This is a genomic window from Enterococcus sp. AMC1623, assembly GCF_058216495.1.
The window spans coordinates 2,576,467-2,600,316 of record NZ_CM177096.1; the positions used below are offsets into that span (position 1 = coordinate 2,576,467).

The window sequence follows — 23,850 nt, forward strand, 5'->3', positions numbered from 1 at the left end:
AAGTATTCATTCATTACATAGATAGCGATTATTTATTCCCAATTATCCGTTTGTTCAATAATACATCTTGTCTTGTTGTAAGACTGAATGACTCATCGATGTAGCAGCGAATGGTTCAAGCGAAAATCTTTTTTTGAGATCAATAATTCTAGTACTGTTTTTATGAGGTTCCTCTTTATAAAAAAATAGACTACGACAGCTGTCACAGTCTACTTGGATAATTTAAAAATGAGTGCTTGATAATGAAGCAAAGGCGAGATGGTCTTCATCAATATCTAATTGCCAAACATTAGTTGTTAAATGATACGATAAATGACCAATTAATGCGTCGTCTTTAAAGGGTGGTGTTGCTATCCGAAAACGGGTATCTTCAACCACAAAAATAGGAATCTGGAAGGTATCTTCTGTTTTAATGGCTTGCGTAAATGAAAAAACTAGACCTTCTCGCATAAATTCACGTAAAGATTTCACTAAGTCGACATTTAATTTTTCAATTGGTTGTGGTTTTCTGAAGAGACCACGTTTTTGATTCATAATTTCAAAAACAATTTGCGTCAATTTATTTGCTAGAATTCGATAAAATTCATCTAAATAACGATAATATGTGCGTGCAATATTATCTTTTAAATCAAAATAGACAAAGTTATTTTGTAATTTGTAAAAAAATGGTGAATGTAAATGGGTCTTCATATGTCCGAAATAAAGCAATTCGGAAATTTCTAATGGTGTCAGTTCTTTCAACATTGCTAAATCGGTAAAATCAATCCATTTGGTTTCTTCTACTAAGCGCATCTTTTCAATTGTTCGAAAATAATTATCTACGGCTTCGTTCCCCCGAATCACTTTCATGGCTGTGTGTGATTCGTAATCTCCTAAATCACTTGATGGATTTAAGAGTAATAAATTCTTGGGTTGGTGAACAATCCCTTGATGAAAATCTTGTATGGTAATTCCTTGCGTTAATACCGCATTACTAATTGTATCAATATGTACGTAAACCAAATTCGTCATGTCCAACCTCCCCCATTGTGTTGTTAAGCCATAGCTATATTCTACAATAAAGGGTTTAAAAAAGCTTGTTTCTTTTCCTTTAAAAATTGATTACAAAATGGAGCGTTTTGCAAAAAATCTTTTATGATTTTTATCCAACAAAAGTTCTGTGATATGATGGGAAGAGAAAATGAATGGAGCGAATCGCGATGAAAAAAAAATCAAAAATAAAAAATTTGTTCATTAATTTGCTGATTGTCTTATTAATTCTGCTAGGATTAGCACTAATTTTCAATAACAAAATAAAAAATGTCCTCATCGAAAAAAAGAGTGGCGACTATACTATTTCGCAGGTTTCACGTGAAAAAATCGTAGCAAATGAAGCAAAGGAAACTAGCTTTGATTTTGAAGCGGTTGAAGCAGTAAGTACAGAAAAAGTGTTACAAGCGCAATTGCAGCAAACGGATTTACCCGTTATTGCGGGCGTGGCGATTCCCAGTGTAGGCATTAATTTACCGATCTTTAAGGGATTAGACAATGAAAGTTTATGGTATGGGGCAGGAACCTTCCATCCCGATCAAACGCTAGGAACTGGAAATTATGCTTTAGCTAGTCATCGCTTGGAAGAATCCGATTTATTATTTTCTCATTTGGATCAAGTAGCAGTCGGTGATGTCGTTTATTTAACGGATTTAGAAAATATTTATACGTATCAAGTGACTGTTTCGACGCGTATCGATCCTACTCAAGTAGAGGTAATTGAAGATGTGCCTGATAAAAAACTGGTTACACTGATTACTTGTGGTGAGGCAAGTGCTGTGACACGTTGGATGGTGCAAGGCGAATTGACTGAAGTCACCGCAGTAGAACAAGGAAGTGAAGCGATGCTCGCTGCCTTTCAAATGGAGAAAAAAGCCTATTGATTTTAGGAGGAAGAGAGAATGCATAGCGAAAAATTATTTTTATCTGATTTGAAGCAATCGACAACCTTTTCGACAAGTCAATTAGCTATCCCTTTTTATACCTCTCATTCTGTAGCGAGGGAAGCATTTTTAAAACAAGCCAAAAAAAATCAAGCGTGGCAATTAATTGGTTCAGAACATCTTTTTTTAGCAATAGAATTTGATAGCAAACAAGCGATTTTGCGTAATTTATTGTATGTGCCAATAGAAAAATTTTCTTGGAAAAAAAGTTTAGTATTAATTGAAACTTTTTTACGTCAGCGCTTTGTGGAAGAATTTGTTGTTCCGTTGCAATTGGGTGAAATGATGACGCAATGGTTGTGCGCAAATGGCTATGAACAAACAGCGCAAGGCTTAAAAAAAGTTTTTACTTATCGCACCGCTTTAGTCTTAGGTGGGGGTGGCGCACGAGGATCTTACCAAATTGGTGTGTGGCAAGCGTTAAAAAGTGTAGGAATACCGATAGATTTAATTACAGGAACATCCGTTGGTGCATTGAATGGGGCCTTAGTTTTGATGGATGATGTCGAAGTAGCACGTGAATTGTGGCTAACTATTAGTACAGACAAAGTGTTAGCTTTTCCTGAAGCGTGTGCGACGAATCAAACATTTAAAGAACTGATTCAACAAGTTAGTTCCTTAGCAACCACTGCTTTAAAGGAAAATGGTGCCAGCTCACAGCCTTTACAAGATTTATTGATGCAAACGTTTGATGAAGAAAAAATGCAGCAAAGCCAAATCCCATTATTTGTCTGTACGACACGTTTTCCGTCCCTACAAGAAGTTGTTCATCACTATGATATAACAAATGGATTAGAGGAATTAAAATGGTTAACGGCCTCAGCTTCTTTTTATCCAGGCATGGTCCCGATGGAAATCGATCAAGAACAATACGTTGATGGCGGTTATCGTAATAATTTACCGATAGATGTTGCTTTAGCTCATGGCGCAACAGAATGTATTTGTGTGGACATTAAAGGTCCAGGAATTGCCAAAAAACTGACGATTCCAGAAGAAGTAGCGGTAGTCAATTATTGTTCGCCATGGTCATTGGGCAATCTTTTGGTCTTTGATAGCAATCGTTCGGAAAGCAATTATCGTTTAGGATACTTGGAAACGATGAAAGCTTTCGAACAATTTAACGGTTATTGGTATACCTTTACGTTAGCTACGGCGTGGAAAAAAGAATGGCGAGCATTTTTGCGTTATTTACAAAATGAACCACTGTATTTAACTTTAATGAAACGCCCGGATTTTTGGAAAAAAGTGAGTAAACTTTACCATCATAAAGCTCCCGTTGAACAAGGCGGTCTGATTTTAGTAGAGCTAGCTGGGCGCTTTTTTGGCTTAGAAGCCACGCATGTTTATACTAAAGAACTATTTTTAGAAAAAATGCAACAGACATTCAATCAGGAACGGCTAGTAATTGGGACTTTATCCATTACTGAATGGGTAGCGACGTATCATACACAGCGTTTTGTATTATCTGAAAAAAATCAACTGTCCCATTTATATCAAATCATCAAAGAAAACAAAGCAGTTCCTCAACAAATTGCTTCATTGGCACCTGTGATGTTAGTGACAGCAAAGTTTTTAGTGTATTTGTTAGAGACAACAGAATTTGTACACGATCCAACAAATACGTTACAATAAAAGAAATGAACCTAGAAAAGAGGCATGTGAAATGGCAAGTGAGTTTTCCTATGAAATCGTTGAAGAAATCGCCGTGTTGTCAGAAAATCCAAAAGGTTGGCGAAAAGAACTAAATTTGGTGAGCTGGAATGGACGAGCACCAAAATTTGATTTGCGTGATTGGAGCCCCGGTCATGAAAAAATGGGTAAAGGGGTTACGTTATCCAACGAAGAATTTGCGGCATTGAAACAAACCCTAACATCAATGTAAAGGAGTTTTTTGGCAATGAAAAGTATGACAGGCTTTGGAAAAGCACGGTGTGAGTCAGAACATTATCAAATTGAAGTAGAGATAAAAAGTGTGAATCATCGTTTTTTAGATATTCAATTACGCAATCCGCGTCAATTAAATATCTATGAACAAGCAATTCGTCAAACGATTAAAGAAACCTTACAACGTGGACGAGTAGAAGTTTATATCACGTTAAAAGAAAAAGGTGACAGCCATAAAGAAGTGGCTATCCATTGGGACTTAATGGAAGAATTAGTCACAAATATGCAAACAGAAGCGCACGCACGTTTTGATACAGACTTGCCTGCAAAATCCATTTTAAAACGTTTAATTAATCATCAAGAATTTATCGATATTCAAGAAAAGCAAACAGAAGACCAAGATTTAGAAGTTTCAGTACTGGCTGCGATTAAAGAAGCTGCAGAAGCCAACAATGCTAGTCGTGAAGTGGAAGGTGCTGGAATTCAAAAAATCTTAGCAGAAAATAGCCACGCATTGCAACAAAAAATTGTGGAATTATCGGCATTCGTTGACGTATACGAAGCAGATTATAAAGAGAAATTTGAGAAGAAATTAACGGATTGGTTGGGTGCCACAATTGATCAAGACCGTTTGTTGACCGAAATGGCTATCTTATTGGAGCGTGGCGATATTCATGAAGAATTAGACCGAATGACGATTCATCTAGCATCAATGGCAACCATGCTTCAATCAGACAAACCAGTGGGTCGTGAATTAGATTTTCTGATTCAAGAGATGAATCGGGAAGTCAATACCATTGGTTCGAAATCAAGTCCAATTGTTATTAAAAATGCAGTCGTTCAAATGAAAACAATTATTGAAAAAATTCGCGAGCAAGTGCAAAATGTGGAGTAAGGGAATAGTCAAATCACTCGATTATACGGGCATTTAAGTAGTTTTTTAATAAAATTCTCGTTATAATAAAGTAATTCTTGAAAGTTGTTGAAAAAAAGTGCAAAATAGACGTTAAGCAAATCGAACAGTGAAAGGACGTCAATATGACAGAGCGAGGATTATTAATCGTATTATCTGGACCTTCCGGCGTTGGTAAGGGAACAGTACGTAAAGCAATATTTGATAGTGAAGATAACGATTTTCAATATTCTATTTCAATGACAACACGTAAAAAACGTATCGGAGAAGTAGAGGGTGTGGATTATTATTTCCGCAGTCATGAAGAATTTGAAGAACTAATTGCTGCTGGTGAAATGCTAGAGTATGCAGAATATGTAGGAAATTATTATGGTACGCCATTGTCTTATGTGCAAAAAACACTAGACGAAGGAAAAGACGTTTTCTTAGAAATCGAAGTACAAGGTGCCTTACAAGTAAAAGAGAAAGTGCCAGATGGAGTGTTTATTTTCTTAACACCACCAGATTTAACAGAATTACGTTCAAGAATTACTGGACGTGGGACTGACTCAATCGAAGTTATTGATGAACGTATGCGGATTGCTCGTGAGGAAATTGAAATGATGGCCTTGTATGATTATGCCGTAGTCAATGATGAAGTTCCTTTAGCCGTACAACGAATTAAAGATATCATTTCAAGCGAACACTTCCGCGTAGAACGCGTAATTGGAAAATATAGAAAAATGTTAGAGGAGTTGTAGAAATAATGATGTTAAAACCATCAATCGATTCATTGTTGGATCGTGTGAATTCAAAATATTCATTAGTTATTTTAGCTAGTAAACGTGCGCATGAATTAGACGCTGGCGCACAAGCGACCTTAGATAATTTTGACTCAGTAAAAAGCGTGGGTCAAGCATTAGAAGAAATCGAAGCTGAGACAGTTATCAGTGATCCACATCCAGAAGTAAAACGCGCACGTTTGAAAATGGAAGCAGAAGAACGTCGTGCTCAAAAAGAACAAGAACAAAAAGAATTAGAAGCACGTATTCGCCAAGAACAAAAATTATAATGAGTGTGGGGTCTGGAAAAGAAATATTCCAGACTCCTTTTGGTTGTAAAAGTTAAATTTTTTTTGCTTTACAGACAAAACTTGTCAAGTTTAGTAAAATGTAGGAAACCATGAAGGGAGGACGAGGTCATTGCTAGCAGAAATCATTGTCGATGTACCGACAATGCAGACAGATCAACCCTTTACTTATTTTGTACCAGATAAACTAGCAGAAGTCATTGAAGTTGGCATGCGCGTCGAGGTACCATTTGGTAATTCGGATCGTCATATTCAAGGGTTTGTGACTGGGTTATTAGATACAGAAGCGGAAACCACCTTAAAACCGATTATTCGTACCTTGGATTTAGCTCCAGTGTTAAATCAGGAATTACTGCAATTAGCTGATTATATGAAAGAAACCACTTTTGCATTTAAAATTACCTGTTTTCAAACGATGCTACCTAGTGTTATGAAAGCAGAATATCAAAAAAATTTCGTGTTAATCGACCGAAATCATCCGATTCATACGTATTTTTCAGAGAGTGAATCACTCGCTTGGCAAGAAGTAGAATCACTCGGCTTATTAAATCAATTCAAAAAATTACGTGCCGAAAATGTTGTTGAGCTTCAGTACGTTGTAAAAAATAAAAATAAAGTAAAAACCATTCGTTATGTGAAAAGTTTGATTAATCCCGACCGACTTTCAAGCGTGATAGAGACCATCAAAAAAACAGCGAAACGTCAAAAACAGCTAGTCGAATTATTGGTAGAGCATCCAACCCAACCCATTTCGTTTTATAAAGAACAGGGACTGACAACTTCGATTTTAAATCAAGGAGTTGATAATGGTTGGTTAGTCTTCGAAGAGGTCGAAGCTTATCGAGATCCTTACAAGCATCGCACATTCGAACAGACCCATTCGTTGGCTTTAAATAATGAGCAACAACAAGCCGTAGAGACGATTTTATCTTCAGCCACGCAGGAGAAGTCTGATGTTTTCCTATTAGAAGGAATCACTGGAAGTGGGAAGACAGAAGTTTATTTGCAAACTATAGCTTCTTTATTAGCTCAAGGTAAAACGGCGATGATGCTGGTGCCAGAAATTGCGTTGACGCCTCAAATGGTTGAACGTTTTAAGAGTCGTTTTGGCGAAGCTGTAGCAGTCTTACACAGTGGCTTATCTTATGGTGAGAAATACGATGAATGGCGTAAAATCGAACGAAAAGAAGCGCAAGTAGTGGTTGGAGCACGTTCAGCTATCTTTGCCCCTTTGGAAAATATCGGTGTGATTATTATTGATGAAGAACATGAAGCTTCCTATAAGCAAGAGGAAGCTCCGCGGTATCATGCGCGTGATTTAGCCATTTGGCGTGGGAAATACCATCACTGTCCGGTAATCTTAGGTAGCGCCACCCCTTCTTTGGAATCACGTGCTCGGGCACAAAAAAAGGTCTATCACCTGTTACATTTGAGTCAACGAGCAAATCCAAATGCGACATTGCCAAGCGTGCAAGTAGTGGATTTAAAAGATGAATTTGTGCAAAAAAATACCAGTACGTTTTCTCGAATTTTACAAGAGAAAATTACCGATCGTTTAGCAAAAAAAGAACAAATTGTCTTGTTATTAAATCGTCGAGGATATTCTTCTTTTGTTATGTGTCGTGATTGTGGGTATGTTCTGCCTTGTCCGAACTGTGATATTTCTTTAACTTTACATATGGATACGAAAACGATGCGCTGCCATTATTGCGGACATGAAGAAGCGATTCCACATCGTTGCCCGGATTGTGGTGGTAATAAGATTCGCTACTATGGTACGGGAACACAAAAAGTTGAAGAAGAATTGCAAGCTCTTTTTCCAGAAGCACGTATCGTCCGGATGGATGTTGATACGACTCGTCGCAAAGGTGCTCATGAGAAGATACTACAAACGTTTGGAGAACAAAAGGCAGATATCTTGCTAGGAACACAGATGATTGCCAAAGGGCTCGATTTTCCTAATATTACATTGGTGGGTGTGTTAAATGCGGATACAGCATTGAATTTACCTGATTTTCGTTCGAGTGAGCGAACCTTTCAATTGTTAACGCAAGTGAGTGGTCGTGCTGGTCGTGCCGAAAAAGCAGGAGAAGTCATCATTCAGACCTTCAATCCTGACCATCATGCCATTGTATTGGCGCAAGCCCAAGATTACGAACAATTCTATCAAAAAGAAATGCAAATGCGTCATCAAAGCGGGTATCCACCGTATTATTTTACAGTGAAAATTTCTTGTAGCCATCCTGAAGAACAAGTGGTTGCCAAAAAAATGTTTCAAATTGCGCAACAGGTTAGACAAACATTGAGTCCGCAAAGTATTTTATTAGGCCCCATTCCTAGTGGTGTGGCACGAGTGAAAAATCGTTACCATTACCAACTTATTATCAAATATAAAAGAGAACCCTTGCTGCAAGGCTTGTTGCGTGAAATTTTGGAAGAAAGCCAAAAAGATCAGCGTAAAAATCTTTATGTATCAATTGACAATGAACCACTTAATTTTATTTAAACTAAAGGAGAAATTATGCGATATCCTATTATTATTAACCCTGATGAAAAGCTCCGCCAGCCATGCGAACCGATTACGGTGGTGACGGATGAATTAGTGCAGTTACTAGAAGATATGTATGAAACAATGTTAGCACATGATGGTATTGGGATTGCTGCCCCACAAATTGGTAAAAATATTCAAGTAGCCGTAGTGGAAGTTGAAGAGGGTGAGTTATTTGAACTAATTAATCCAGAAATCGTCGAAGCAAAAGGCAGCGATATCGATGTTGAAGGTTGTTTAAGCATTCCGCATATGTATGGAACGGTGGAACGTGCTGAAGAAGTTACTGTCCGTTATTATGACCGTGAAGGAATTGAAATGGAAGTTCAAGCGTTTGGCTATTTAGCGCGTGCGTTTCAACATGAAATTGACCATTTGAACGGTAAATTATTTATTGATACGATGATTGATCGAATTCCCGAAGAAGAATTAGAAGCTTATGTAGAGGAGCATGACCATGACTAAAATTGTATTTATGGGTACCCCCCAATTTTCAGTACCAATCTTAGAAGGACTTGTGGAGCATGGCTATGAAGTGGTAGCAGTAGTTACCCAACCAGATCGCCCTGTTGGACGTAAAAAAATCATTACGCCCACACCTATAAAAGAAGCAGCTGTCCGTTTAGCTATTCCGGTTTTACAACCTGAGAAAATTTCAGGTTCACCCGAAATGGAAAAAATTGATGAATTACAACCAGATTTGATTGTTACGGCAGCCTTTGGTCAATTTTTACCAGAACGTTTATTACAAATTCCAACTCATGGCGCAATTAATGTCCATGCGTCATTACTGCCTAAATATCGTGGAGGTGCACCTGTGCATTACTCGATTATGAATGGTGAAAAAGAAACTGGCGTAACGATTATGGAAATGATTAAAAAAATGGATGCAGGTGGCATTTATTCTCAAGCTAGTCTACCAATCACTCATCAAGATGACGTAGGAATGATGTTTGATAAATTGAGTTTATTGGGAAAAGAGTTGTTATTAGAGACCTTACCAAAAATTTTGGATGGAACGTTAAAACCAATTCCGCAAGATGAAGAACAAGTGACATTTTCACCTAATATTACTCGTGAGCAAGAAGCTGTTGATTGGCATAAAACTGCCACAGAAATTGACTGTCAAGTTCGTGGTATGCGTCCATGGCCCATTGCGTTTACAATGTATGAAGACCAACGCTGGAAATTATGGTCAGTTACCCCTTTGGATGAAACAACCGAGGCTGAACCTGGAACAATTATCCATCGTAGTAAAAAAGAGCTTTGGATTGCTTGTGGTAAGCAGACAGTATTAGCGATTAATGAGTTACAACCAGCTGGCAAAGGCAAACAACTTATTAGTGCTTTTTTAAATGGTAGTGGGCAACAAGTCGCAGTTGGGCAACAGGTGAAGTAACATGAAAAACAATGTCAAAAAGACCGTCCGTTTTGTCGCGCTAGATGCATTAGAGCGTGTACAAAAAGGGGGCGCTTATTCAAATTTATTATTGCGTGAGAGTATTAATAGAGGTCAATTAAATGAAAAAGATAGTCGTTTACTCACTGAATTAGTATATGGCACAGTTAGTCGTCAATTATTACTTTCATTTTATCTACAACCGTTTATTGCTAAAGCGAAAAAAGTGGATGATTGGGTGAAATTATTATTACAGCTTTCTTTATATCAATTACTTTATTTAGACAAAGTTCCCAGTCATGCTGTTTTAAACGAAGCAGTTGAAATTGCAAAAGTGCGCGGGAACATTGGAATTGGGAAATTTGTAAATGGCGTCTTACGCAATGTGCAACGTCAAGGAATACCTGAATTAACCACGATTAAAGACCCAATCGATCGTTTAGCGACAGAAATTAGTATGCCTAAATGGTTAGTTGAAAAATTAGTGAAAGAAATTGGCGAAGAAAGTACTCGTCAGTTAGGCTTATCTCTATTTGAAGCCAGTCATGTGAGTTGTCGGGTGGACACTCGCAAAATGACGCGTCAAGAAGCGGTTCAAGTATTAATTGAAGAAGGTATCGAGGCAAAAGTCAGCAGTGTTTCACCGTATGGCATCATTGCAGAAAAAGGCTTTATTGCTGGGAGTCGTTTATTTAAAGAAGGCGTGTTAACTGTTCAAGATGAAAGTTCCATGCTAGTAGCACCAGCCTTGCAAATCGAAGCAAACCACCAAGTGTTAGATGCTTGTGCAGCTCCTGGTGGAAAAACGACACATATTGCTACCTTTTTAGAAGCACAAAAAGGTGGGATGGTGACTTCATTAGATATCCATCGTCATAAAGTAGCTTTAATTGAAGAAAATGCAGAACGTCTTCACGTTGCCGATGTAGTACGTGCGTTAGAATTAGATGCTCGCAAGGTAGCCGAAGAATTTTCGTCAGAAACATTTGACCGTATTTTAGTGGATGCTCCATGTTCAGGTCTAGGACTAATGCGTCGCAAACCGGATATTAAATACAATAAAAAACCAGCTGATTTTGAAAAATTACCTGAGATTCAATTGGCCATTTTAGAAAGTGTCGCCCCTACCTTGAAATCTAATGGTTTGTTAGTTTATAGTACGTGTACATTTGCACCAGAAGAAAATCAGGCAGTCGTTTATCGTTTCTTACAAAAGCATCCAGAATTCACATTAGTTGATATTCCAGTGAATGATGTGTTAAAACCAAGTATTGAGAACAAGATGCTGACAATTTATCCGCACCAGTATATGACAGATGGATTTTTTATCAGCTGTTTACGCAAAAAATGATGAGGTGAAAAATATGGAGATTCGTTATAAAAGTGATGTAGGAAAAAGGCGTAATACTAATCAAGATTACGCTGCCGTATTTACCAATCAAAAAGGATATACGTTAGCATTATTAGCAGATGGCATGGGTGGACATCAAGCTGGGGATGTTGCCAGCCACGATACAGTAGAAGAGATAGGCGCTAAATGGCAAGCCTCAGATATTTCAGATAGTGAAAAAGCTGCCCAGTGGCTAATTCAGCACATTCAAGCTGAAAATGAAACGATTTATCAACGAGGACAAGCTACACCTGAATTAAGTGGAATGGGAACGACATTGGAAGCAGTTGTCATTTTAGACGATCAGTTTACCTTGGCACACGTAGGGGATAGTCGAACATATTTATTACGTGAAAATGAGCTAATTCAACTAACGGAAGATCATTCCCTAGTGAATGCCTTGGTAAAATCAGGGGAAATTACGCTGGAAATGGCTGCTAATCATCCTCGCCGAAATGTAGTTACTCGTTCAGTAGGAATGCCGGGAACCGTGGAAGTGGATGTTGCCACGCATTTTATCGCTGACAATGATTACTTAATTTTATGCTCGGATGGCTTAACAAATATGGTCAGCGAAGAATTGATTTATGAATATATTGCAACAAGCGCTTGCTTAGATGAAGCAATTGAACGTTTAATTGATGCTGCAAATGAGCGTGGTGGCGTAGATAATATCACGGTATTATTGATGGACCTTGGAGGTGTCAGTCAATGATTGAGACGGGGAAAAAACTAAGCGGTCGTTATTTAATTTTAGGTAATATCGGTAGCGGTGGCATGGCAAATGTTTATTTAGCGCGTGACTTGATTTTAGATCGAGAAGTAGCCGTTAAAGTCCTACGCTACGACTTTCGAGAAGACACTGATGCTATTCGTCGTTTTCAGCGAGAAGCACTAGCTGCAACCGAACTTGTACATCCTAACATTGTTTCTGTCTATGATGTAGGCGAAGAAGACAATATGCAGTATTTAGTCATGGAATATGTTAAAGGCATGGATTTAAAACGTTATATCCAAACCCGCTACCCTATTCCATATCCAGAAATTGTGGATATTATGCAACAAATTCTTTCAGCTGTTGCTTTGGCACATCAACATCGGATTATTCATCGTGATTTAAAACCACAAAATATTTTGATTAACGAAGATGGTGTGGTTAAAATTGCGGACTTTGGGATTGCGATTGCTTTATCAGAAACATCGATTACGCAAACCAATACGATGCTTGGTTCTGTCCACTATTTATCACCTGAACAAGCACGTGGTAGCATGGCAACGAATCAATCCGATATTTATGCTATTGGAATCATTTTGTACGAAATGTTGACAGGTCGAGTGCCATTTGATGGTGAATCAGCAGTAACCATTGCTTTAAAACATTTTCAAGATGAAATTCCATCGATTCGTATTTACGATAAAGAAGTCCCGCAATCACTTGAAAACATTGTCTTAAAAGCCACTGCGAAAGAACAAAGTGATCGTTACAAAGAAGCCGATGAAATGCGTCGTGACATTGAAACAGCTCTTTCTCCAGAGCGCTTAAATGAACCATTATGGGAACCACATGCGATGTTGGATGAAACTAAAATTTTAACACCTATTTCAGAAGACACGCCGATGCCGGATTCATTTAAAGAAATGCCGACTCCTAAAAAAGAAATACCAGAACCAGAGCCGCAAGTACCGGTGAAGAAAAAGAGAAGAAAACGCTGGTTGCTTTTACCTCTCTTACTCTTTTTAGCAGTAGCGGGTTTGACTTATTACTTAGTATTTGGCGGTGGGCGCAATCAAGTAACTATTCCAGAAGTCGCAGGTTTAACAGAAGCGGCTGCACGGGAAACATTGCATGACGCCGGAATTGAAGTAGCCACAGAAACCAAAGAATTTCCAAGTAATCAAATTCCTGAAAATCATGTAGTGAAGACTGATCCTGAAGAAGGCGCGGTTATTAAACGAACTAAAGAAGTACTCTTATATATTAGTACCGGTAGTAAAAAAGTAGCAATGAAAGATTACGTTGGCCAAGAAAAAGATAAAGTGATTGCAGAATTAAAAGAACTTGGTTTTGACGAGAGTCAAATAACAATCGAAGAAGTTTATGATAATGATACACCTGCTAATGAAATTATGGACCAAACCCCTTCAGAAGGTGAAGAAGTTGTTCCTAAAGAGACAGAAGTTGAATTAACTGTCAGCAAAGGAGCAGAACCTGTCATGATGCCGAATTTATACGGTTATGGAGAGCGTGATGCTCGTGCAGAGTTGACGAATTATGGTCTAGGGAATAATTCAGTAACGATTGTCGAAGAATTTAGTGACATGAGTGCAGGTCTAGTTATCAAGCAAACACCAGAAGCCAATGCTGATATTATTCCTGGAGAAACAGAGATTACGTTGACAATCAGTAAAGGGCCAGAAACAGTGAAGATGCCTAACTTAATTGGTTACACAGAAACCAATGCCCGAAGTGAACTAGATGCTTCTGGTTTAGGCAATAACTCAGTGCATATTAGTGAAGTCTATAGCAACAATGAGGAAGGCACTATTGTCAAACAATCACCAGAAGCTGGTTCAGATATTTCACCAGGAGATGTGACCATTACGTTAGAAATTAGTAAAGGTCCAGAGCCACCTGAAACAATTGATTTACCAGATGTGACAGATATGACTGAATCGGCTGCAAAATCTTTATTAGAAAACCAAGACCTTTCTGTATCCACATCAGAAGAATATAGTGATTCTGTAGATAAAGGACGGGTAATCTCAATGGATCCTTCTGCAGGAACCTCTGTAGAAAAAGACGAGACAGTTCATCTAATTATTTCTAGCGGGAAAGAAGACGATGGTTCTTCTAGCTCTGACTCAGAAAGCAGTGAGACGACAACTTCTGAGAGTTCAAATGTAACTGGCGAAACATCCACAGATGAATAATAAGGGCAAGGATAAAGCGAAAGTTTAAACTTTTGTTTTATCCTTTTTTCTTTAGAGTCCTTCTTCTTTTCAAACTTCTGAAAATTCGCTATAATTAAGGTCAATATTAGTCAAGGGAGGTCGCGTTTAAATGGGTCATCAAAATACTTCTGATTTAATCGAAGCATATTTGAAGAAGATTCTTGAGGAAAGTGAAATGATAGAAATTCGTCGTGCAGAGATGGCAGATTTATTTAACTGTGTACCTTCGCAAATCAATTATGTCATCAATACTCGCTTTACTATTCAACGTGGGTATGCGGTTGAGAGTAAACGTGGTGGTGGAGGCTATATTCGAATTGAGAAAATTCAAATTGCGAATTATCATCATTTTTTAGAACAAGTCAATCAATTATTTGATAAAACAATCTCTGAAAAAGATGCGGTATCAATTATTCAGAAGTTATACGAAGAAGGTATTCTGTCAAAACGAGAAGGTAATTTATTACTGACGACAATTAGCAAAGCCGTTTTAGGAAAATCAGCGGAAGAAAATATCATTCGTGCGTCAATTATGCACGGGATTTTAGAACGATTAAGTTATGAAGATAAGGAGTGAGTGCGATGGATGAACTATTTACACAACGAGCAAAAGCGGTGCTGGCCATTGCTCAAGAAGAAGCAAAATACTTTAAACATCAATCTGTAGGTTCAGAACATATTTTATTAGCATTAATTATCGAGCAAGATGGCATTGCCGGCAAAACATTGCGCGAAATGCGTGTAAATGAAAATGATATTCGGGAAGAAATCGAACATTTAACCGGTTATGGTTCAATGAAAGAATATCCAACAGGGGGCTTTTTACCCTATTCTCCACGAGCAAGACAAATTTTTGCCTATGCTGGCGATGAAGCAAAACGTTTGGGTGCCCAACAAATTGGCACGGAGCACTTACTCCTCGGTTTATTACGTGATGAAGAAATTTTAGCGTCACGTATTATGTTGAATTTAGGAATGAGCTTGGCAAAAATGCGCCAACTATTGAAGAAAAAAATGGGCGTACAATCAAAAAGCAATGCAAGCCGACGTCGCCCGCAACAACGTCAACAACCGCAACAAGAAGGGACACCAACCTTAGATTCATTGGCTCGCGATTTAACGAAATTAGCTCGTGAACAACGCTTAGATCCTGTAGTCGGACGTAGCAAAGAAGTCAAACGTTTGATTCAAATTCTTAGCCGTCGTACCAAAAACAATCCTGTTTTAGTCGGCGAACCAGGTGTTGGTAAAACTGCCATTGCGGAAGGCTTAGCACAAAAAATCGTAAATGGTGAAGTACCAAAAGACATGCAGCAAAAACGTCTGATGATGTTGGACATGGGTGCATTAGTTGCAGGTACCAAATATCGTGGTGAATTTGAAGATCGCATGAAGAAAATCATTGATGAAATTTATCAAGATGGTCAAATCATTCTCTTTATTGATGAATTACACACATTAATTGGTGCTGGTGGAGCAGAAGGTGCGATTGATGCATCGAATATTTTAAAACCAGCCTTAGCTCGTGGTGAATTACAAACCATTGGTGCAACAACGTTAAATGAATATCAAAAATATATTGAAAAAGATTCAGCACTTGAACGTCGTTTTGCTCGAGTACAAGTCGATGAACCAACTCCAGAAGAAGCAGAAGAAATTCTAAAAGGGTTGCGCCCTCGTTATGAAGAACATCATGGTGTGGAAATTACTGATGATGCGCTCCATGCAGCAGTTCAACTATCGGTTCGTTACATTAATTCGCGTCAACTACCAGATAAAGCGATTGATTTAATGGATGAATCAGCTGCAAAAGTTCGTTTGGATAAAGCAGATGAAGTTTCTGAGGCGGCATTATTGCAAGAAGAATTAATGAAATTAGCGGAAGAAAAAGAAGCTGCCATTCGTCAACAAGATTTTGAAACAGCCGCACGTTTACGCCATCGTGAAAAAGAAGTTAGCCAAAACTTAGCTGAAGTAACCTTTGTAGAAGTTAAAGAAGCTACTGGTTATGAAAATAGCGTGACAGCAGAAGATGTCGCAGCCGTAGTGTCACAATGGACTGGCGTTCCATTACAGCAAATGGAGAAAAAGGAAAGCGAACGTTTATTAGATTTAGAAAAAATCTTGCATCAACGTGTGGTAGGTCAAGATGAGGCCGTACAAGCTGTTTCTCGTTCCATTCGCCGAGCGCGTAGTGGATTGAAAGATCCGAATCGTCCAATCGGCTCCTTCATGTTCTTAGGTCCAACTGGTGTTGGTAAAACAGAATTAGCTAAAGCCTTAGCCGAAGCGATGTTTGGTAGCGAAGATGCCTTAATTCGTGTAGATATGTCAGAGTTTATGGAAAAATATAGTACGAGCCGTTTAATTGGATCGCCTCCAGGTTATGTCGGCTATGATGAAGGTGGACAATTGACTGAAAAAGTTCGTTCAAAACCTTATTCAGTAATTTTGCTAGATGAAGTTGAAAAAGCACATCCAGACGTCTTTAATATTTTGTTACAAGTTTTAGATGATGGACATTTAACCGATTCTAAAGGTCGTCGGGTTGATTTTAGAAATACAATTTTGATTATGACTTCCAATATCGGTGCCACAGAATTACGTGAAGAGAAAAATGTCGGCTTTAATGTAGTAGATGCTTCTAAAGACTATACCGCAATGCAAAAACGTATCTTAGAAGCGTTGAAGAAAGCTTACCGACCAGAATTCTTAAATCGAATTGATGAAACAGTGGTATTCCGTTCATTAGATAAAGACGAAATTCATGAGATTGTGAAAATCATGAGCCGTTCAATTATTAAACGCTTGGCAGAACAAGACATTCAATTAAAAATCACGCCAGCTGCACTTGATGTGATTGGTAAAGCTGGTTTTGATCCAGAATACGGTGCTCGTCCAATCCGTCGTGCATTGCAAAAAGAAGTAGAGGATCGCTTGAGTGAAGCCTTACTTTCTGGACAAATACATTTAGGCAACCAAGTAACAATTGGTGCATCAAAAGGAACAATTACCTTAAATGTAAAAGAACCAAAGACAGATAAAGTGTTGCAAAACGTATAAATAAAAATCGCGTGACCCAAATAATTAGGTTACGCGATTTTTTTATTCAAACGATTGCTCTTTTTGTAAACTACCGTCCATTTTATAGATTTTCAAGTGGCTCTCTTTGTTATCAGCGATTTCTTTTCCACGTTTAATGGCTTCTTCTTTAGTATCGAAACGTTCACTTGCTCGTTTCGCACCTTCAGAAATAACAAGCCATTCATTATCTTGGTATTTCACCGTAACGGCTGCGTCTAATAATCGTGCATTTTCTGGATTTGCCTCATGTTTGTCGGTTTTCGTCGGATTTTTTTCCTGTGCAAAGTCATGTCGTTCTTGTTCGGTTGCGTCAGCTATCCATTTTTTTGCTTGACTAATCGCAATTGGAATGGCACGCTCTTCAGGATAATGATCTGCTAATAAAGCATTCCCAATTGCAATGGCTTTTTTTCTGGTCAACTTTTCTAGATTTTTCATTGAAGCCGGATAATCTTGCATACTCCAAGGCATATCAAATTCCTCCTAAATTAAGTGACTAATCTAACATCCATCTTGTCTTTAGTCTAACAAAAAAGATTAGTTTTGAACAATATTCCGAGATTGACTTACAATTAGTAAGCATATTTGTTGGCTTTATTGAAAAATTAGTTATAGTTAAAGGAAGAAAAGATTAAAAGGGGTTAGAGATATGACAATGAATGAAAATAAGATTCTATTTGGATTAGACACATTTGGTGATGTTGCGTATCACGATGAAACCAAAGAAAGTTTGAGTTACGCAGAATCGTTACGTATGATTGTTGAAGAAGGGAAGCTGGCAGATCAACTAGGAATTGATGTGATTGCTTTAGGTGAACATCATCGTAAGGAATATTCAATTTCCAGTCCAGATACTGTTTTAGCTGCGTTAGCTACTGTCACAGATAATATTATTTTAGGGACAGGTGTAACAGTTTTAAGTTCAGACGATCCAGTACGAGTATTTGAACGTTTTGCGACAGTTGATGCATTGTCTAATGGACGTGCGCAAATTATTTTAGGACGCGGTTCATTTACAGAATCATTCCCGTTATTTGGTTATGATTTAAATGATTACAATGAATTATTTGAAGAAAAAATCGCAATGTTTAATGAACTATTAAAAAATGAATCCGTCACTTGGAAAGGCAACTTTACCCAATCACTAACTAATGTTCACATTTATCCAAAAACGGAAAAAAGATTAGACGTTCAAGTAGGCGTAGGTGGTTCACCCGATTCAATTATTCGAGCAGCAAAATATGGTTTTCCAGTCATGCTAGCTATTATTGGTGGTGAACCAGCACGTTTCCGTCCGTATATTAATTTATACCAACAAGCGGCGAAAAAATTTGGTCAACCTAATCATCCAGTAGGTATGCATTCGCATGGTGTAATTGCTGAGACGGATGAAGAAGCACAAGAAATTGCTTGGAAATATATGAAAAAATCGATGGATCAAATTGGTTCTGAACGTGGTTGGGCACCAATGACTCGGGAGCGTTTTGATTTTGAAGTGACAGAAGGTTCGTATTATGTAGGTAGTCCTGAAACAGTCGCACAAAAAATTGCTCATATGATTCAAACAGTGGGAGTTAATCGCTTTGACTTGGTTTATGGTGCTGGGGGACAATTACAAAAAGATCGTTTCCGTACGATTCAGTTATATGGTGAAAAAGTTGTTCCGCGTGTCAAAGAATTGCTTGGACAATAGAAAAAGTAGAGTCCTAGGTAATATCTTGGTATTTCCGAGGTATTTACTTCTTTTTAAATGTTGATAAATCAACATTTCATCTTTTTTTATTGAAATATATCGGTGAATGATAGGTAGTTACTGAGTAATTACTTAGGATGAAAATAGGTCGCTAGTTTGTTTTGAGAACAAGATAGCGGCTTATTTTTAGTGAACTTAACTAAAAAATGACCTCTAAATGTTTAGAGGTCAAGTTGTAGAGAAAAGTAAAAGTTATAATAGTGTTCTTTTTCTACACTAAAATAGTATCATGCTGCATTTCATGTGTTTTGCAAGACCTTCCTACACAATATTGCAAAGAAAAAGTACACACCTTTGCGCCTGAAATTTTTCTCTGATTATTTTGGTCTTGATAGAGCGTTTTTGAGCCGGAAGCTCTCTCCGGTGAAGCTTAAAATGTGTGCGTGATGAATTAAGCGGTCCACCAATGCCGCCGTCAAACGTGTATCGATAAACACCTTATTCCATTGGCTGAACTCCAAATTACTGGTGATGATGATACTTTTCGTTTCATACCAATCACTGATCAGCTGGAAGAGCAACTCGGCACCTTCCTTAGTGAACGGCACATAGCCCATCTCATCTAGGATAACCAACTTCACCTTGTCAAAGCGGTGCTTGAAGGTCTCCAACGTGTTGTTCTTCCATTGACGTTCCAATTCTCCCACCAATTCAGAGACTCGCCAGAAGCGTGTTTCAACACCAGCATGCGTGGCCATTTGGCCAAGAGCACAAGCTAAATGCGTCTTACCAGTTCCTGGGGTACCCACGAAAACGGCGTTTTCTTTTTGGCGGATAAAGGAGAGGCTGATTAACTCTTCCTTTGTGGTCGGATTTGGCAGCGTGATATGATCATGCCAGTCGTAGTTGTCTAAAGTCCGGCGTACAGGGAATTTGGCCTGTTTGAAGAGCCGAGCTGTCTTTAGTTCTTCCCGGCACTTCAATTCATTCTCTAACAGGAATAGCAACCAATCTTCTTTGGTTTCAAAGCCCTCCGTTCCAATGACTCTAGGAATATGAGAGAGCCGCAACTGCTTACAAACCTCTTCTAAACGATCGGTTTCCATCAACTCGCCGCCTCCCCATTAGATGACTTGAGAAATGCATCATAGTCATTCCAATCCACATCATAGGCATCCGTTTCTTTCGAAGAACCGATAAGGTCGTAGAAGTTCTGATCAATACCTAACATATCGTTGGTGACGAGAAAAACGAGAAGCTGATCTACACGCTTTGCCTGTTCTTTCCAATCGGGATGGCTGAGATAGAGCTTGATGCGTTCGGGTAGATATTTCCAGTAACGAGAGTAATGCATCGCACGCAATTTGCGCCGCCAATCGAGTAGTATTGCTTGCCAGTCAATCGCTCGTTTCTTCATCATGTAGGGCCGGGGGCCTTCAGCGATAATTTCACCATCCGTGCTAACCAGTTGATAGGAGTCAAAGCGAAGCAGCCCGTAGATGATGGAATGGTTCCGGGCGCGAGGAACATGGATTCGCTCGCCATCCAGCTTGATTTCGTTGTACTTATTGGCTTTTACTTCGATTTCCTTGAAGACTGGATATGCGACATCGGGCAATGCCAAAAGATCCGCTTTTTCCTCAAGCCAGAGTTCACTGATAAGTACATGTTTCTCATAATGAACGCGTTCCCTGTCTTTCGCTAATTGAACCGCCAATGCCTCATTAAAGCTTGCGAAGTCCTTCATGATTGGAGTGGCCGGAAAGAAGTTGTAGCGAACATAGCCGACTTTATTTTCTACGCTGCCTTTTTCATTTCCGCTTCTAGGGTTGCACACCTGTGTCTCAAACCCATAATGCGTAGCGAACTGCAGAAACCCATCCGTTAACACTGCTGGTTCCGTCTTCGACTTTACTTGCGTTACTGCCGTAGACATATTATCAATGCGAATTTTTCGTGGGACGCCGCCAACTTGTCGGAATAGCTCCTTCATTCCTTCAAGTAGACACTCTTGATTCTCCGCTGGTAATGCCACCGCAAATCCGCCGTTACTATAAGGAAAAGACATCACGAGTGCTTTGATATCCTTAAAGGCTCCTTCATGGCAGACCTCCATGGTGCCAAAATCCAGCTGCGCTTCCGCCGGAGGATGTTCCAAACGCTCAAAGCCTTGATCTTCATTGGCTTCAACGTAGTGAGTGGCTTTCCAGTCCCTAACGAAATCACAAACCGTGCGATACGAACCGGGGAACCCCTGGTTCTTCAATTCTTTAGTCATAAAGTCAACGGTCCTACGCTTCTTCTTCGGGAGCTTAGAATCTTCAGAAAGCCAGAGAGCAACGATGCCTCCCCAGTGTTCCACATACATCATGCCCGTTTTCTTTCGGACCTTCGGCTCAGGTAAAAGATCCTCATCTGCATACTTTTTTGCGGTGCGCCAGTTGATTTCCAATTCGTCAGCTATGTGTTGAATAGATTTATCGTGATTGTTTCGTAGATTTCTGATAGTATTAATATCGGTCATTGCGAGCATTCCCTTTCTTACCTCCAGTTACAGTGTCGGAACTATAACTTTAGAGGAATTTCAGGACGCCCGCAATGGCTTTTTATTTTACCCTAAGCTGCTTGCGGAGTTATGTACTTTTGCGCTGCAATTGTATGTACGTCTATCTTGCCACAAACATTTCATTCGTACATTACATGAATTTAGTTTTTTTTGTCAATTTTTTTATTCTTCTGAAATCATTAGTCCGCGTTCTAAAAAATAATATTTCTCTAAAACTCCTTGATACAACATTGGCAATTCAGGATGTTCTGTTAACAAATCATTATATTGTGGCAATAATAAACGGAAACTTTGCGTCAACGAGTGCGCTTCTTTTGACACAGCAATGGGTGGAAAAAATAATGTACCGCTGAATAAAGAACAACAGCAATGGATGCGATGAAGTTCTTGCAGTACCTCACTAAAATTAATAGGATTTAGGTTGGTATGTGCGGATAAAGCAAAAGACAATATCTCAGCCATTTCTTTTTTCATCCAGAGTGGTTCTAACCCAATTAATTGTCGCCATAAAAACATACTGCCGCGTTCATTTAACTGGAATGTTGGCTGATAATAGGCAGTTTTAGGTGGTTGCCAGGTCTCTAACCATAGTGGACGAATGGTACAAATTTCTTCATAACGATGCCACCAATCGATGGGTGAAAAATGAAAAGGTGGATCGGCAAGCAACGAGACAAAAAAAGTTAACCAACGAATTTGCATTTCGTCGCCTTTTAAAACAGGATGGTGCATAAAGGACAATTCTAAATGATAATTTTGTAAAATTGGTTGTAATTGGTGCACACGTCGTTGAAAAGTCGCTGCACTTAAATGCATTTCTTGTTGTAACTGAGTCGCAGAACGATACGGATGACGTAAAACTTTCAATAGAAGTTGAAAGGACTCACTACGGTGCAACAAGGTACTAAAAAAAAGCTGCGCATGTTCTTTGGCATAGATACCGTGGATTTCGTCTTTTTTTATGTAGAAGCCAATTCCTGTTGAACGATTATACGCATCTTGTTGCCACTCTTGTAAGGCACGACGGATAGTTTCAGGTTTTTTATTGACGTGGAAGGCTAAAGTTGTTAACGAATATGGATTCGTTTCTTGTAAATAACCAAAAATTTGATAGATTAATTGATCGGGTTTTTCTAACAATAACTTGAACATATCATCACCTCATTGCAAACATATCATAAGATGTTTTCCAGATAAAAATTCCTTAACGGCTATTTTGCACACTTAATGTGCTAAAAACCTGCTTAATTAATTGTAATTCGTTTAATTACGTAGATTTTAGTCCAAAAAAGCAAGAAATTATAGCCAATAAGCACTATTTTCTCTTAGTAAGAGCGAATTTCCAGGGGGTTGTTTTTAGCTACTCATTCTATAAATACGAAGATAACGCGGTTTTTCTTTTTTTCTTAGATTTCATAAGGCATAAAATTTCCTCATAATGCGTCTTGCGTAAAAGAAAAAAGTACTTCTGATGGTTTAATCAGAAGTACTTTCAAAGCGTAGGGTGAGACAAAATAGGTTTTCCTTTGAAGAAGCGGTAATCGTGCCATGTAATTCAGCCACCATTTTCTTAGTATAAAACAACCCTAATCCCGAACCGTTTTGATTGGTTCGACTAATGTTATCCGTATAAAAAGGCTCAAAGATGCGATTAGTTGCTAAGGTAGAACGGTCGGTATCGTTGCAAAAGGAGATTTTCAAGTGGTTATTTTCTTCTTCGTAGTGAAGGGCAGCCGTGCTTTGTCCGTAACGTAAAATATTTTGGATGAGATTTTCGATGATTCGTTGAAACTTTTGTTCATCAGTAATGAGCCAATAAGTAGGGCAATCTGTTGGAAAATCAACTTGAATACCTTGTTTTTCAAAATTTTCGTAATAGCTTAAAAAGATGGTTTCAATTGTTTGAATGACTTCAATTTTTTGCCAATTCATTTGCTCTGAATCAATGGTGAATTTAGCTAATTCATAGAATTCATTCGTCAGTACAATCAACCGTTCAACCGATGTCTCAATTTGTATCAGATGTGTTGGATTTAGCTCTTGCTCATTTTGCAATAACTGCAGATATCCTTTAATCGCAGTTAAAGGCGTTCGTAAATCGTGAGAAACGCTGGTAATGGCATGTTGAATCGTTTGCTCAGTCACATTTAACTGTTCTCTTTCTGCTTCATAGGTATCAATCATCGTGTTTAATTCATCAACTAACTTCACTAAATCACGTTCATAAAAAGTATTAAAAAGCCGACTGCCATATTTTGATGTTGTTGGGATATTATGAACAGATTTAGTTAATAAGCGCATCTCTCTTTTTAAGAAAAAAAGATATAGCACTAATCCAATCAGTAATAAACTTAAAATCACAACCATAATTGCCTCCAG

At 38.5% G+C, this 23,850-nt stretch carries 21 protein-coding genes; 15 read left to right on the top strand and 6 right to left on the bottom strand.

Annotation, left to right across the window (positions count from 1 at the left end; all coding sequences use genetic code 11):
- Nucleotides 1-222: 222 nt before the first annotated feature.
- Nucleotides 223-1,011, bottom strand: coding sequence for a hypothetical protein (locus tag AC4BC7_RS12405; RefSeq protein ID WP_490503002.1), 789 nt, complete (start codon nucleotides 1,009-1,011; stop codon nucleotides 223-225).
- A gap of 188 nt (nucleotides 1,012-1,199) precedes the next feature.
- On the opposite strand from AC4BC7_RS12405, the gene AC4BC7_RS12410 reads away from it, so the two are divergent.
- From AC4BC7_RS12410 to AC4BC7_RS12475, 14 genes are all read left to right on the top strand, one after another.
- Nucleotides 1,200-1,913, top strand: a complete 714-nt coding sequence (locus tag AC4BC7_RS12410; protein ID WP_490503003.1) for a class A sortase — start codon at nucleotides 1,200-1,202, stop codon at nucleotides 1,911-1,913.
- An 18-nt stretch (nucleotides 1,914-1,931) separates the two neighbouring features.
- Entirely contained in the window at nucleotides 1,932-3,605 is a 1,674-nt protein-coding gene (locus AC4BC7_RS12415; RefSeq protein ID WP_490503004.1) for a patatin-like phospholipase family protein, read from the top strand.
- A gap of 31 nt (nucleotides 3,606-3,636) precedes the next feature.
- Complete coding sequence (locus AC4BC7_RS12420) at nucleotides 3,637-3,855, top strand: YdbC family protein (protein ID WP_490503005.1); 219 nt, start codon at nucleotides 3,637-3,639, stop codon at nucleotides 3,853-3,855.
- Nucleotides 3,856-3,870: 15 nt separating this feature from the next.
- Nucleotides 3,871-4,752, top strand: coding sequence for a YicC/YloC family endoribonuclease (locus AC4BC7_RS12425; RefSeq protein ID WP_490503006.1), 882 nt, complete (start codon nucleotides 3,871-3,873; stop codon nucleotides 4,750-4,752).
- A gap of 143 nt (nucleotides 4,753-4,895) precedes the next feature.
- A complete protein-coding gene (gene gmk, locus AC4BC7_RS12430; protein ID WP_207941963.1) occupies nucleotides 4,896-5,510 on the top strand; it encodes a guanylate kinase in 615 nt (204 codons plus the stop codon).
- A gap of 5 nt (nucleotides 5,511-5,515) precedes the next feature.
- A complete protein-coding gene (rpoZ, locus tag AC4BC7_RS12435) occupies nucleotides 5,516-5,821 on the top strand; it encodes a DNA-directed RNA polymerase subunit omega (protein ID WP_207941964.1) in 306 nt (101 codons plus the stop codon).
- 163 nt (nucleotides 5,822-5,984) lie between these two features.
- The gene (gene priA / locus AC4BC7_RS12440; protein ID WP_243430691.1) at nucleotides 5,985-8,345 is read left to right on the top strand and encodes a primosomal protein N'; all 2,361 of its coding nucleotides are present in this window, start codon (nucleotides 5,985-5,987) and stop codon (nucleotides 8,343-8,345) included.
- A gap of 15 nt (nucleotides 8,346-8,360) precedes the next feature.
- The gene (def, locus tag AC4BC7_RS12445; protein ID WP_207941966.1) at nucleotides 8,361-8,852 is read left to right on the top strand and encodes a peptide deformylase; all 492 of its coding nucleotides are present in this window, start codon (nucleotides 8,361-8,363) and stop codon (nucleotides 8,850-8,852) included.
- Nucleotides 8,845-9,786 carry a methionyl-tRNA formyltransferase gene (gene fmt / locus AC4BC7_RS12450; protein ID WP_207941967.1) on the top strand — a complete coding sequence of 314 codons (942 nt, stop codon included), beginning with the start codon at nucleotides 8,845-8,847 and terminating at the stop codon, nucleotides 9,784-9,786. Before def ends, fmt begins: the two co-directional genes overlap by 8 nt.
- Before the next feature lies 1 nt (nucleotide 9,787).
- Nucleotides 9,788-11,137, top strand: a complete 1,350-nt coding sequence (rsmB, locus tag AC4BC7_RS12455) for a 16S rRNA (cytosine(967)-C(5))-methyltransferase RsmB (protein ID WP_490503007.1) — start codon at nucleotides 9,788-9,790, stop codon at nucleotides 11,135-11,137.
- A gap of 13 nt (nucleotides 11,138-11,150) precedes the next feature.
- The gene (locus tag AC4BC7_RS12460; protein ID WP_207941969.1) at nucleotides 11,151-11,891 is read left to right on the top strand and encodes a Stp1/IreP family PP2C-type Ser/Thr phosphatase; all 741 of its coding nucleotides are present in this window, start codon (nucleotides 11,151-11,153) and stop codon (nucleotides 11,889-11,891) included.
- Entirely contained in the window at nucleotides 11,888-14,107 is a 2,220-nt protein-coding gene (pknB, locus tag AC4BC7_RS12465) for a Stk1 family PASTA domain-containing Ser/Thr kinase (RefSeq protein WP_207941970.1), read from the top strand. The genes AC4BC7_RS12460 and pknB overlap by 4 nt, the downstream gene beginning before the upstream one ends.
- Before the next feature lie 130 nt (nucleotides 14,108-14,237).
- The gene (locus tag AC4BC7_RS12470; RefSeq protein ID WP_207941971.1) at nucleotides 14,238-14,705 is read left to right on the top strand and encodes a CtsR family transcriptional regulator; all 468 of its coding nucleotides are present in this window, start codon (nucleotides 14,238-14,240) and stop codon (nucleotides 14,703-14,705) included.
- Between the two features lie 5 nt (nucleotides 14,706-14,710).
- Nucleotides 14,711-17,191 carry an ATP-dependent Clp protease ATP-binding subunit gene (locus AC4BC7_RS12475; protein WP_207941972.1) on the top strand — a complete coding sequence of 827 codons (2,481 nt, stop codon included), beginning with the start codon at nucleotides 14,711-14,713 and terminating at the stop codon, nucleotides 17,189-17,191.
- A 42-nt stretch (nucleotides 17,192-17,233) separates the two neighbouring features.
- Here the strand turns inward: AC4BC7_RS12475 and AC4BC7_RS12480 are convergent, their stop codons facing one another.
- Nucleotides 17,234-17,683, bottom strand: a complete 450-nt coding sequence (locus tag AC4BC7_RS12480; protein ID WP_207941973.1) for a DUF2188 domain-containing protein — start codon at nucleotides 17,681-17,683, stop codon at nucleotides 17,234-17,236.
- Between the two features lie 178 nt (nucleotides 17,684-17,861).
- Between AC4BC7_RS12480 and AC4BC7_RS12485 the strand changes: the two genes are divergently transcribed.
- Nucleotides 17,862-18,905, top strand: coding sequence for an LLM class flavin-dependent oxidoreductase (locus tag AC4BC7_RS12485; RefSeq protein WP_490503008.1), 1,044 nt, complete (start codon nucleotides 17,862-17,864; stop codon nucleotides 18,903-18,905).
- A 377-nt stretch (nucleotides 18,906-19,282) separates the two neighbouring features.
- Here AC4BC7_RS12485 and istB read toward each other — a convergent pair whose 3' ends face one another.
- From istB to AC4BC7_RS12505, 4 genes are all read right to left on the bottom strand, one after another.
- Nucleotides 19,283-20,011 carry an IS21-like element helper ATPase IstB gene (gene istB / locus AC4BC7_RS12490; RefSeq protein ID WP_490502869.1) on the bottom strand — a complete coding sequence of 243 codons (729 nt, stop codon included), beginning with the start codon at nucleotides 20,009-20,011 and terminating at the stop codon, nucleotides 19,283-19,285.
- Nucleotides 20,011-21,438: an IS21 family transposase gene (istA, locus tag AC4BC7_RS12495; RefSeq protein WP_093365140.1), complete on the bottom strand. Its 1,428-nt coding sequence runs from the start codon at nucleotides 21,436-21,438 to the stop codon at nucleotides 20,011-20,013. Before istA ends, istB begins: the two co-directional genes overlap by 1 nt.
- Before the next feature lie 195 nt (nucleotides 21,439-21,633).
- A complete protein-coding gene (locus AC4BC7_RS12500; RefSeq protein ID WP_490503009.1) occupies nucleotides 21,634-22,623 on the bottom strand; it encodes a helix-turn-helix domain-containing protein in 990 nt (329 codons plus the stop codon).
- Between the two features lie 324 nt (nucleotides 22,624-22,947).
- Complete coding sequence (locus AC4BC7_RS12505) at nucleotides 22,948-23,838, bottom strand: sensor histidine kinase (protein WP_490503010.1); 891 nt, start codon at nucleotides 23,836-23,838, stop codon at nucleotides 22,948-22,950.
- Nucleotides 23,839-23,850: the final 12 nt, after the last annotated feature.